Consider the following 11,761-nt stretch of genomic DNA (forward strand, 5'->3'; position numbering starts at 1 on the left):
GAGGACCTGACGCCATCAGGATCGCCCGGGCGTGCGAAGGATTCGGCTCGGGTACCGCAAGACCCCGGAACGGAAGGTGGTCCCCGGTCACGCATCCACGATCCCCGCTCCTCGGCCCCTCTCCCGGGCCGGACGGCGGTAACAGAAGGTCGGCACCGCGATAGGGCCGACAGATGGTGTTGAATTTCCTTCGGGGCCCTGGTGCCGTACGGCACCAGGGCCCCTCGAGGCGTTGTACTACGAGGTGAGATGACAGCAGATAACCCGCTCGGTAATCGTCTGGACGACGACGACTACCCCGCGTACACCATGGGACGGGCCGCCGAGATGCTCGGTACGACGCCCGGATTCCTGCGTGCCATCGGAGAGGCCCGCCTGATCACGCCGCTCCGCTCGGAGGGCGGCCACCGGCGCTACTCGCGCTACCAGCTGCGGGTCGCCGCCCGGGCGCGCGAGCTGGTCGACCAGGGCACGCCCATCGAGGCCGCCTGCCGCATCGTCATCCTCGAGGACCAGCTCGAGGAGGCCCAGCGCATCAACGCCGAGTACCGCCGCTCCGCAGCCGGCTCGACGAAGGCCGCACACTGACTCCGGGGCCGTCGGCCGGCGGGCGGAGTCAGTCGCGGCCGTCGTCCTCGGGGCCACCGGTGTCCACCGTGAACCCGATCACCGCCCCGCCCCCCTCCCTGCGGAGGGCGAAGGCCGTCCCGCCGTGCGACGTGGCGACCTCCCGCACGATGGAGAGCCCGAGCCCGGAGCCCGGACGACTGCGGGCGTCGGCCGCCCGGTAGAACCGGTCGAAGACACGGGCCTCGTCGCCCTCGGCGATCCCGGGCCCCCGGTCCAGCACCTCGACCCGCACCGTGCCACGCCCCCCACCCGACCCGGAACCCCGGCCCGCGCGCCCGCCCGCCGAGCCCAGGCCCACGTGCCCGCCCGCTGAGCCCCGGCTCACCTGCTCGCCCGCCGAGTCACCGCCGGTCTCCCCGCCCGAGCGCCTGCCTCCCCAACCGCTTCCCGAGACCCGCGCCGCGCGCCCGCCCCCCGAGCCCAGGCCCACGTGCCCTTCTCCCGAGCCCAGGCCCACGTGCCCGCCCCCGGCGTCGCCACCGGAGTCCCGGCCCGCGTACTCGCCCCCCGTGCCTCCGTCCGAGGCCGCGGCCCGCGCGGCCCCGCCGGACTCCGTCGGGCGTCCGCGGACCGCGATCTCGATCGTCCCCTCGCCGTCGGGGTCGAACTTCGTCGCGTTCTCGACGAGGTTCGACAGCGCCCGCTGGAGCGCGGCGGGGCGGCCATGGGCCCTCGTGTCGCCGCTCACGCATACGGTGACGGCGCGGCCGGTGCGCCGCCGGGCGTGGGCCGCCACGTCCGCGGCGAGCTCGGCGAGATCCAGCGGGCGCACCGGCTCCGTGTCGGACTGGCCGGCCGCCAGCTCCACCAGCTCGTTGACCAGATCGGTCAGTTCGCGTGCCTCGACGGTCAGGTCGGCGACCAGCTCCTCGCGAGCCCCGGGCGGCAGTTCGTCGATGCGGCGGAGCAGGGAGATGTTCGTGCGCAGGGAGGTCAGCGGCGTACGGAGTTCGTGGCCCGCGTCCTGGACCAGACGGCGCTGGTCCTCCTCGGAACGGGCGAGCCGCCCGAGCATCCGGTCGAAGGAACGCCCGAGGCGGGCCACCTCGTCGTACCCGGTGACCGGTACCTGGATGCCGAGCCGCCCGGTGCGCGCCACGTCCTCGGCGGCTCCGGCCAGCCGCACCAGCCGCCGGGTGAGACGCCGGGCCAGCCACCAGCCGAACAACCCGGCCGAGACCACCACCGCCGAGACCAGCAGCACGGTCCGCTGCTGGAACTCGCGCAGCAGGTCCTCCGTGTCGCTGAACTCCTGCGCGACCTGCACCGCTCCCCGGCCGCCGCCCAGCGCGACGGTGGCCAGCCGGTAGCGGTCGCCGGCGACCTCGACCTCCCGGTGCTCCAGCAGGCTGCCCGCGGCGGCGGCGTCGGCGGTGCGCCGGTCGCCGGGACCGACGGGCAGCGGCGGGCTCCCCCGGTCGACCACCGCACCGCCGGGGCCCAGCACCTGTACGTCCGTACGGCTGGAGCGGATGACGGCGTCGCGCGGGCCGTCGTGATCGGGGTCGGAGGTGGCGAAGTCCGCCGCGGTCAGCTCGCTGTGGCGCACCTGTTCCCGCAGGTTGCGCACAACCTGGGCGGACACGGTCCGCTCGTCGACCCGGACCAGCCGGGCCGCGGCGTCGTAGCCGAGGAAGCCGACGAGGACGGTGACGGCGGCGGCCACGGCCGCGAAGGACACGGTGAAGGTCGCCCGCAGCGAGGACAGCGGCCGCAACCGGGACCGCAGGGGCCGCCGCGCACGCGGGCCGCGCGCGGCAGGTCGCCGCGGACGCGGGTCACGCGCGGTGGCGCGGGCCACTCAGTCCTCCCTCAGGACGTACCCCACGCCCCGGACCGTGTGGATCGGTGCCGGCGCCCCCGGCTCGTCGAGCTTGCGCCGCAGATATCCCACGTACACGGCGAGGTTCTTGGAACCGGGGCCGAAGTCGTAGCCCCAGATACGGTCGTAGATCGTGGCGTGGTCGAGGACGATGCCCGCGTTGCGGACGAGCAGCTCCAGGAGCTCGAACTCGGTCCGGGTCAGCTCCAGCTCACGTTCCCCGCGCCAGGCGCGGCGCGCCTGCACGTCGATGCGCAGCCCGGCCGCGGCGACCTGCCCATACGGCTGTTTCGCCGACGACGCCGGTACGTCGCCGGCGGCACCGGTCCCCGCGTCGGCGCCGGGCACCGGGGCGGTCCCGCTTCCGGTGCGGCGCAGCAGCGCGCGGAGCCGGGCGAAGACCTCCTCGACGTCGAACGGCTTGACCACGTAGTCGTCGGCGCCGGCGTCCAGGCCCGCGATGCGGTCGGCCGTCCCCACGAGCGCGGTGAGCATGAGGACCGGCGTGCGGTCGCCCTCCGCGCGCAGCACGCGGCACACCTGGAGACCGTCGATGCCGGGCATCATCACGTCCAGGACCAGCACGTCCGGCGGATCGCGGTGGGCCTGCGCCAGCGCCGCCACTCCGTCGGCGACGGCCGTCACCCGGTAGCCCTCCAGCGTCAGCGCACGCTCCAGGGCGTGGCGGATGGCGCGGTCGTCCTCGGCGAGCAGCAGGGTGTGGGGCACCCGACCAGTCTGCCAAGGCCGCGGCCCCCCACCACCCGCTGCGACGGCCGCGGGCGCTCTTCTTACCGGCCTCTCACCCCGGCCCGGCCGGGGGCTTACCTCGCCGGACCACGGTGACTCCTGAGCGAGGGTCGTGCGGCCATGGCGGTGCCGCGCCCGGGAAGGCAGCGCATGAACGGCACGACGGGTCACGAGCGTACGCGGGGCCGGGGGCCCCTGGGGTTCCCGGGGAGCACTGGGCGGGCGGCGGGTGCGGGCCGCGCCGGACGGCTCAGGATCGTGTTTCTGCTGCACAACGCGTACGCCATCGGAGGCACCGTCCGCACGACGCTGAACCTCGCCTCGGCGCTGGCCGGCCGGCACGACGTGGAGATCGTCTCCATGTTCCGCCACCGGGACGCACCGCGCTTCGGCGTCGACCCGCGGATCACGCTCGTGCCGCTGGTGGACACCCGCGACGGGAGTACGGACCGCCGGGACCCTGCGTACGCGCGGCCCGCCGAGGACTTTCCGGCGGAGGACAGGCGCCAGCCGCAGTACACGCGTCTGCACGACCTCCGCGTCCGCGCCCGGCTGGCGCGCTCCGACGCGGACGTGGTGATAGGCACCCGCCCGGGTCTCAACGTCTATGTCTGCCGGTTCGCCCCGCGCGGTGCCCTGCGCGTCGGCCAGGAGCACCTGCGCCACGACGCCCACGGCGCGCGGCTGCGGGGCGTGCTCGCCCGGCACTACCGCCGGCTGGACGCGCTGGTGACGGTGACCGCGGCGGACGCGGAGGTGTACCGGGCGCGGATGGCGCTGCCCGGGGTGCGGGTGGAGCCGGTGCCGAACATCGTGCCGGACGCGGGGGTGGCACCCTCGGACGGTTCGGCGCGGGTGATCGCGGCGGCCGGGCGGCTCGTCGCGGGCAAGCGGTTCGACCTGCTTCTGGAGGCTTTCTCGACGGTCGCCGCGAAGGAGCCGGAGTGGGAACTGCGGATCTACGGCGGCGGGGCGGAGAGGGAGAACCTGTGCGCGCTGGTGGACCGGCTCGGTCTGACCGGGCGGGCCCGGCTGATGGGGCCCGTCGCGCCCATCGAGGCGGAGTTCGCGCGGGCGTCGCTGGTGGTGAGCGCCTCGGACGCGGAGTCGTTCGGGATGACACTGGCCGAGGCGATGCGGTGCGGGGTGCCGGTGATCAGCACGGACTGTCCGCTGGGGCCGGCCGAGATCGTCACGGACGGCGTCGACGGTCTGCTCGTCCCCGTCGGCGACGTCCGCTCCCTCGCCGAGGCGATGCTCGACCTCGTCGGGGACGGGCCGCGGCGCCGCGCGATGGGGCGGGCGGCGCTGTGCAGCGCCCGCCGGTACGACGCGGCGGGGATCGTCGCCCGCTACGAACTCCTCTTCGCCGAACTGCACGCCGACCGACACCGACGCGGCTGGACCCGCGCCGGCGCCCGCATCACGTGCTGGGCCCGGGGGCGGGCCCGCCCGGCGGCACGGCGGATCCGTACGGCGGGCCGCCGGCTCCGTACGGGAGGACGGCGACTACGTACAGGCGGACGCCGGGTGCTCCGGTAGGAGGGCGGGTTCCATACGGCGGGACGGTGAGCCCGTACGAGAGGACGTCGGGTCTGTACGGCGGGACGGTGAGCCCCGTACGGGAGGGCGTCGGCGGCCGTGAGGGAGGACGCCGAGCCCGGTAACAGAAACGGCGGCCCGTACGACGGAACCGCGGGCCCCGACAGGCCGCCATCCCCTACAGCGAAAGCGCGCCGCCATCCCCGAACGACGGAACCGCCGGGCGGGCCGGAGGCGGCGTTCCCTCGCCCTCTCCGGTGGGCCGGTCCCCCGACCGGCAGCGCGCGGAACACGACGGCACCGGTCGCGGACGAGGCCACCCGCCCCGCCCGCGGCAGGGGCACCGCCTCACCCTCGCCATCCCGGGCCGGTAGGCCTGCCGGTGCCTGCCCCGGCCGGTCACGGAGACCCCGTGACCGGCCGGGTGCCGTCACCTCGTGCGCAGGGCGGCGAGCCGCTCCTCGAAGGGGATCACCGTCGTGGCCCCCGTCACCCTGACCGGCCCGGCGTCCCCGGACCGGCCGGCCACCGGCCCGTGGTGGGCAGGTCCGCCGGACACGGGCCCGGCGCCCGCCCGGCCACCGACCGCGCCCATGAGCGTCGCCAGCTCGCCCGCCGCCCGCTCGATCCGTTCGGACAGTCCCTCGGCACCCCAGTCCTCCGAGGCCGCGTACACCCCGGTGGGCACGACCACGGCCCGCAGGTACGCGAAGAGCGGGCGCAGCGCGTGGTCGAGCACCATCGAGTGCCGGGCCGTGCCGCCGGTCGCCGCGACGAGGACCGGCTTTCCGGCGAGCGCCTCCCGGTCGCCGGCGCTCAGCACGTCGAAGAAGGACTTGAACAGTCCACTGCAGGAGGCCGAGAAGACGGGCGTGACGACGATCAGGCCGTCCGCCGCGCTCACCGCCTCGAAGGCGGCGCCGAGTGCCCGCCCGGGGAATCCGTTGGTGAGGTTGTGGGCTATCTCCACGGCCAGGTCGCGCAGTTCGACGACCTCGACGACCGCCGGGGTCCGTCCCGCGGTCGCGGCGGCCAGCCGGTCGGCCAGCAGCCGCGTGGACGACGGGACGCTCAGTCCCGCCGAGACGACGACGAGCTTCATGCGCTCGGCACCTCCTCCTGGGTACGCATCGCGGCGAGCCGCGCCGCGTGCGTCGGGGCGTCCGGCACCCCGGCCGGGCGCCTTCTGGCGAACTCCTCGCGCAGCACGGGGACGACTTCCTCGCCGAGCAGGTCGAGCTGTTCCAGCACGGTCTTCAGCGGCAGCCCCGCGTGGTCCATCAGGAACAGCTGACGCTGGTAGTCGCCGGCGTACTCGCGGAAGGCGAGCGTCTTCTCGATCACCTGCTGCGGCGAGCCGACGGTCAGCGGTGTCTGGTCGGTGAAGTCCTCCAGCGACGGACCGTGCCCGTACACCGGCGCGTTGTCGAAGTACGGGCGGAACTCCCGTACCGCGTCCTGCGAGTTGTGCCGCATGAACACCTGCCCGCCGAGCCCGACGATCGCCTGTTCCGGCGTGCCGTGCCCGTAGTGGGCGTACCGCTCCCGGTAGAGCTCGACCATCCGCTTGGTGTGGTCGGCCGGCCAGAAGATGTTGTTGTGGAAGAAGCCGTCGCCGTAGTACGCGGCCTGCTCGGCGATCTCGGGCGAGCGGATCGACCCGTGCCAGACGAACGGCGGTACGCCGTCCAGCGGGCGCGGCGTCGCCGTGAACGACTGGAGCGGCGTGCGGAACTTTCCCTCCCAGGTCACCACGTCCTCGCGCCACAGGCGGTGCAGCAGGGCGTAGTTCTCCACGGCGAGGTTGATGCCCTCACGGATGTCCTTGCCGAACCAGGGGTAGACCGGGCCGGTGTTGCCGCGGCCCATCATGAGGTCCATCCGGCCGTCCGCGAGGTGCTGGAGCATCGCGAAGTCCTCGGCGATCTTCACCGGGTCGTTGGTGGTGATCAGCGTGGTGGAGGTGGACAGGACCAGCTTCTCGGTGCGCGCGGCGAGGTAGCCGAGCATCGTGGTGGGCGACGAGGGCACGAAGGGCGGGTTGTGGTGCTCGCCGGTCGCGAAGACGTCGAGGCCGACCTCCTCGGCCTTCTGCGCGATGGCGACCATGGCCTTGATGCGCTCGTGCTCGGTCGGCGTACGGCCGGTCGTCGGGTCCGGTGTCACGTCGCCGACGCTGAAGATCCCGAACTGCATGGTCGCTCACCCTCCACAGGTTGTTTATGATTCAACTATACCTGCAAACGGTGCGCCCTCCGTACGTATTCCTCGCCCCGGCACCGCGGGCCCCAGGCCACTGTCGTACCCCCGGCCTACGATCGCGCCATGGCCGCCCCACGCCGTGACACGCGCGGCATCGTCGACGCGGCGGAGTTGTTCTCGCGCGTACGCTTCCGCCGCCACGAGCCCGCCGAGCCGCTGCGCCCCTACCTGGAGCACTACTGGCTGATCGACTGGGACCTCCCCGAGCCGTACGCCTCGCACGTCGTGCCGCACCCCTCGGTGAACGTCGTCTTCCAGCGGCACGCGGGCCAGGAGCCCTTCGGCGAGGTCTCCGGCATCGGGCTCGGACTCTTCACGCAGAAGCTGGAGGGGCGCGGACGGGTGTGCGGGATCCAGTTCCGGCCCGGCGGTTTCCGTCCCTTCGCGCCGGACCTGCCCCTGGCCTCGCTGACCGGCCGGCGGCTCGCGCTGGACGCGGTGTTCGGCCCGGCGGAGGGTGCCGCCGAGGCCGTACTGGCGCCGGACGACGAGCGGGCCCGGGTGGCCGCACTCGACGCGTTCCTGCTGGGACTCGGTCCGCGGCCGGACCCCCAGGCCGAGCTCGCGGCGGCCCTGGTCGACCGCGTCCGGCACGACCGCACCGTCCGCCGCGTCGCGGACTTCGCCCGCGCGGAGGGCATGTCGGTCCGCGCCGTGCAGCGCCTGTTCGCCGCGCAGGTCGGCGTCGGCCCCAAGTGGATCATCCTCCGGTACCGCATCCACGAGGCCCTGGAGCACGCGGAGACCTCCCGCGACGTGGACTGGGCGGCGCTCGCGGCCGAGCTCGGCTATGCCGACCAGGCCCACCTGATCAGGGACTTCACGGCGACGGTCGGAGTGCCGCCGACGGCGTACGCGGTCGGCGGCCGGCGGACGTAGCCGCACTTCGGCAATCCGGTTGACGCGCCCCTCCCGCATGCCGCACATTTATCTGCGTGACGCAGATTCTTCCTGACACAGCTAAACCGGACCATCCGCCCGCCAGGACCCGCTGGGCGATCCTCACCGTCGTCCTCGCGGCCGACGTCCTGGACCTCCTCGACGCCACGATCACCAACATCGCCGCCCCGACCATCGCCCGGGACCTCGGCGGCGGTCCCGCCCTCATCCAGTGGCTGGGCGCCTCCTACGCCCTCGCGCTGGGCGTCCTGCTCGTCGTGGGCGGCCGGCTCGGCGACAAGTACGGGCGGCGCCGCCTCTTCCTCGCCGGACTCGCCGGGTTCACCGCCGCCTCCATCGCCTGCGGCCTGGCCGTGAACCCCGAGACGCTCGTCGTCGCCCGGCTCGCCCAGGGCGCCTTCGGCGCGCTCGTCATCCCGCAGGGCTTCGGAATCCTCGGCGCCGCCTGGCCCCGCGACCAGATCGGCAAGGCCTTCAGCCTCTTCGGCCCGGTCATGGGACTCTCCGCGGTCGGCGGCCCGGTCCTCGCCGGGTTCCTGGTCGACGCCGACATCGGCGGACTGGGCTGGCGGCCGATGTTCCTCATCAACCTGCTGCTCGGCGGGGCCGCACTCCTCGCCGCCATCCGGCTCCTGCCCCGCGACACCGGCGACCGCACGGTCTCCGTCGACGGCCCGGGGTCCGCCCTGCTCGCCGGCGCGATGCTCGGCCTCCTGGCCGGCCTCATCAAGGGCTCGGCCGACGGCTGGACCGCGACCCCGGCCCTGCTCCTCGTCGCCGGACTCGCTCTTTCCACCGCGTTCTGCCACCGCCAGCGCACCGCCGCGAACCCGCTGATCCAGCCCTCACTGCTGCACAACCGCGGCTTCACGTCGGGCCTCTTCGTCGGCGCCGTCTTCTTCGCGGCCGTCGCCGGGCTCCTCTACGTCGTCTCCCTCTTCCTGCAACAGGGACTCGGCCGCTCCCCCACGGGCGCCGCGCTCGGCCTGCTGCCCCTGTCCGCGGGCATCGTCGTCGCGTCGATCGCCTGCTACCGCCTGATCGGCAGGTTGGGCCGCCGGCTCGTCCTCGCCGGCCTGCTGATCACCCTGGCCGGCACATCCTGGCTGCTCGCCCTCGTCGCCGCCGCCGGCACGGACACCGCCGGCTGGGCGCTCGTCCCGCCGCTGCTCGTCGTGGGAACCGGCATGGGCACCTGCTTCGGCACGGTCTACGACGTCGCGCTCGGCGACATCGCCCCCGACGAGGCGGGCAGCGCGGGCGGTTCGCTCGGCGCGGCACAGCAGCTCGCCAACGCGGCCGGGGCGGCGGCGGTGACCTCCGTCTACTTCACCGCGGGCGGCGGGGAGGCGCACGCCACCACGGTGGCCCTCGCCGTGGTCGCCGCGGGCACGCTCGTCTGCTGTCCCCTCGTACGGCTCCTGCCGCGCAGGGCACCGGACAGGCACCAGTGAGCCGAGTCGGAGATCCAGGTCACCGGGGGGTGTCGAGCGCGCCGCTCCTGAGCCGGGCGATCTGCTTCCCGGTGAACTCGACGGTCCGGCGCATGTGACCGATGATCAGGGCGAGTTCGGCGTCGTCCAGTCCCTCGAAGAGGGTGTACCAGCCGGCGCCCAGCCGGTCCCACATCCGGCCGAACTCGGCGAGCTTCTCGGGCACGGTCGCCACGAGGACGCGCCTGCGGTCGGCCGCGTCCCTCTCCCGCACGACGTAGCCCGCCCTCTCCAGCCGGTCCACGAGCCGCGTCGCCGAGCCGGTCGTCAGCCCCGTCAGCTCCGCGATCCGGCCCGTCGTGACCGGACCCTCCTCAAGGCTGAGCAGGTTCAGGCACTGGAGATCCGTGGGGTGCAGCTTCAGGTGGTCGGCGACGGCCTGGTTGAACAGGGCGTACGAGGCCATGTAGCGCCGCGACTCGACCGACAGCTCCGCCGTCAGCCGCTCCCGCCCGTTCCCGCCCATCACGCCCGCCTTCCGCACGAACCGCACATGCTACGCCGCCGAGGGCCGGCGCCTTCCCGGGCTCCGCGCGATCCGGAGCGCCGCCGGGCGGGTCAACTCCCCCTGCGCCTGGAGCACCCGGCGCGGCCCCGCTCAAGCGAAGCCCCATCACCCCGAACAGCTCACCCGTCCGCAGCCAAGGCGAAACGACCCGCACCCGCCCTCGCACGGAAGGGGCCGTGCCGGTACATCAGATGCCCGTTGCAGGTCGGGCAGACAACCCCGGGACACCCCTGTGACCAGCGTGCACGCCCGACATGCAACGGGCGGATGTACCGGCGCGGCCCCGACCCACCCACCGGAGCCAAGGCGCCCGCCGGGCGAGCCCACCAGCCGACGCGCCCGTCGGACGAGCCCACCGCATGCCAGAGTGACCGCATGTCCGTGCTCCGTTCAGGCGTCCTCTTCCTCCTCGCCGCCCTCTTCGAAATCGGCGGCGCCTGGCTGGTCTGGCAGGGCGTACGCGAGCACCGCGGCGCCCTGTGGATCGGCGCCGGCGTGCTCGCGCTCGGCGCCTACGGCTTCGTCGCCACACTCCAGCCGGACGCCGAGTTCGGCCGCATCCTCGCCGCGTACGGCGGAGTCTTCGTCGCCGGCTCGCTCGCCTGGGGCATGGCCGCGGACGGCTACCGCCCCGACCGCTGGGACATTTCCGGCGCCCTGGTCTGCCTCATCGGCATGGCGATCATCATGTACGCCCCCCGTGGCGGCAGTTGACACCCCCCACGCGACCCCGGGAAGGGTGGGGGCCCGGGCCCCGGCCGGCCCCCCTCACCGCCCGCCTATCCTGGCCGCACACCGAACAGCACCCCGCAGACCGCACACCGCACCGAGGAGCAGCCGTATGACCCCCGCCGCCGCGTCACGTATCGCCGTCATCACCGGCGCGAGCAGCGGCATCGGTGCCGCCACGGCACGTCAACTCGCCTCGGCGGGCTACCGCGTCGTGCTGACGGCACGCCGCAAGGACCGTATCGAGGCGCTGGCGGAGGAGCTCACCGCGGCGGGCCACCAGGCGACGGCGTACGCGCTGGACATCACGGACCGCGCGGCGGTCGACGAGTTCGCGAGCGCGTTCCGGACGATCGGCGTCCTGGTCAACAACGCGGGCGGCGCGCTCGGCGCGGACCCGGTCGCCACCGGTGACCCCGCGGACTGGCGCCGGATGTACGAGACGAACGTGATCGGCACCCTGAACGTCACGCAGGCCCTGCTGCCGGCGCTCACGGCGAGCGGCGACGGCACGGTCGTGGTGCTCTCCTCGACGGCCGGCCACAGCACGTACGAGGGCGGTGGCGGCTACGTCGCCGCGAAGCACGCCGAGCACGTGCTCGCCGAGACCCTCCGCCTGGAGATCGTCGGCACGCCGGTCCGGGTCATCGAGGTGGCGCCGGGCATGGTGAAGACGGACGAGTTCGCGCTGACGCGTTTCGGCGGGGACGCGGAGCGGGCGGCGAAGGTGTACGCGGGCGTCGCGGAGCCGCTGACGGCGAACGACGTGGCGGACACCATCACCTGGGCGGTCACCCGCCCCAGCCATGTCAACATCGACCTGCTGGTCGTCCGCCCCCGCGCCCAGGCCTCGAACACGAAGATCCACCGGGACGCCTGACGCCCGGCTCGGACACCGACGCCGCAGTGACCGTCGCAGCCGCAGTCGCAGTCGCAGTCGCAGTCGCGGAAACCGTCGCAGGTCCGTCGCAGTCGCAGTCGCAGCATGGACGCGAGGGGTGGCGTTCCGCTCAGTGAGCTGCCGGGGGGGGGGGGGGGGGGGGGGGGGGGGGGGGGGGGGGGGGGGGGGGGGGGGGGGGGGGCGGCCGCGCGCTCGGAGGACGCCCCCACTCCCCTTCTCCCCCC

Annotated in this window: 11 protein-coding genes; 6 read left to right on the plus strand and 5 right to left on the minus strand. The window is 74.2% G+C overall.

Features of this window, described 5'->3' with window-relative positions:
• Positions 1-249 precede the first annotated feature (249 nt).
• Positions 250-588 (plus strand): MerR family transcriptional regulator, encoded by a 339-nt coding sequence (locus AC069T_RS32355; protein ID WP_478786128.1) that lies wholly within the window; start codon positions 250-252, stop codon positions 586-588.
• 28 nt (positions 589-616) lie between these two features.
• Here AC069T_RS32355 and AC069T_RS32360 read toward each other — a convergent pair whose 3' ends face one another.
• On the minus strand, positions 617-2,431 hold the full coding sequence (locus AC069T_RS32360) for a sensor histidine kinase (RefSeq protein WP_478786129.1): 1,815 nt from the start codon (positions 2,429-2,431) through the stop codon (positions 617-619).
• The gene (locus AC069T_RS32365; RefSeq protein ID WP_478786130.1) at positions 2,432-3,181 is read right to left on the minus strand and encodes a response regulator transcription factor; all 750 of its coding nucleotides are present in this window, start codon (positions 3,179-3,181) and stop codon (positions 2,432-2,434) included. It lies immediately after the preceding gene.
• Positions 3,182-3,460: 279 nt separating this feature from the next.
• Between AC069T_RS32365 and AC069T_RS32370 the strand changes: the two genes are divergently transcribed.
• Entirely contained in the window at positions 3,461-4,744 is a 1,284-nt protein-coding gene (locus tag AC069T_RS32370; RefSeq protein WP_478786131.1) for a glycosyltransferase family 4 protein, read from the plus strand.
• A 430-nt stretch (positions 4,745-5,174) separates the two neighbouring features.
• On the opposite strand, the gene AC069T_RS32375 is transcribed toward AC069T_RS32370, so the two are convergent.
• Together AC069T_RS32375 and AC069T_RS32380 are read right to left on the minus strand one after the other, a co-directional pair.
• Positions 5,175-5,846 (minus strand): CE1759 family FMN reductase, encoded by a 672-nt coding sequence (locus AC069T_RS32375; RefSeq protein WP_478786132.1) that lies wholly within the window; start codon positions 5,844-5,846, stop codon positions 5,175-5,177.
• Positions 5,843-6,940, minus strand: coding sequence for an LLM class flavin-dependent oxidoreductase (locus tag AC069T_RS32380; protein ID WP_478786133.1), 1,098 nt, complete (start codon positions 6,938-6,940; stop codon positions 5,843-5,845). The genes AC069T_RS32375 and AC069T_RS32380 overlap by 4 nt, the downstream gene beginning before the upstream one ends.
• Positions 6,941-7,069: 129 nt before the next feature.
• Here AC069T_RS32380 and AC069T_RS32385 point away from each other — a divergent pair, with 129 nt between their 5' ends.
• Both AC069T_RS32385 and AC069T_RS32390 read left to right on the plus strand, forming a co-directional pair.
• Positions 7,070-7,885, plus strand: coding sequence for a DUF6597 domain-containing transcriptional factor (locus tag AC069T_RS32385; RefSeq protein ID WP_478786134.1), 816 nt, complete (start codon positions 7,070-7,072; stop codon positions 7,883-7,885).
• A gap of 56 nt (positions 7,886-7,941) precedes the next feature.
• Positions 7,942-9,360 (plus strand): MFS transporter, encoded by a 1,419-nt coding sequence (locus AC069T_RS32390; RefSeq protein WP_478786135.1) that lies wholly within the window; start codon positions 7,942-7,944, stop codon positions 9,358-9,360.
• Positions 9,361-9,379: 19 nt separating this feature from the next.
• Here the strand turns inward: AC069T_RS32390 and AC069T_RS32395 are convergent, their stop codons facing one another.
• Positions 9,380-9,865 (minus strand): MarR family winged helix-turn-helix transcriptional regulator, encoded by a 486-nt coding sequence (locus AC069T_RS32395; RefSeq protein WP_478786159.1) that lies wholly within the window; start codon positions 9,863-9,865, stop codon positions 9,380-9,382.
• A gap of 417 nt (positions 9,866-10,282) precedes the next feature.
• Here AC069T_RS32395 and AC069T_RS32400 point away from each other — a divergent pair, with 417 nt between their 5' ends.
• Both AC069T_RS32400 and AC069T_RS32405 read left to right on the plus strand, forming a co-directional pair.
• Positions 10,283-10,621: a YnfA family protein gene (locus AC069T_RS32400; RefSeq protein ID WP_478786136.1), complete on the plus strand. Its 339-nt coding sequence runs from the start codon at positions 10,283-10,285 to the stop codon at positions 10,619-10,621.
• Positions 10,622-10,748: 127 nt separating this feature from the next.
• Complete coding sequence (locus AC069T_RS32405) at positions 10,749-11,516, plus strand: SDR family NAD(P)-dependent oxidoreductase (RefSeq protein ID WP_478786137.1); 768 nt, start codon at positions 10,749-10,751, stop codon at positions 11,514-11,516.
• Positions 11,517-11,761: the final 245 nt, after the last annotated feature.

The sequence above is a fragment of the Streptomyces sp. NPDC043867 genome (genome assembly GCF_056435845.1).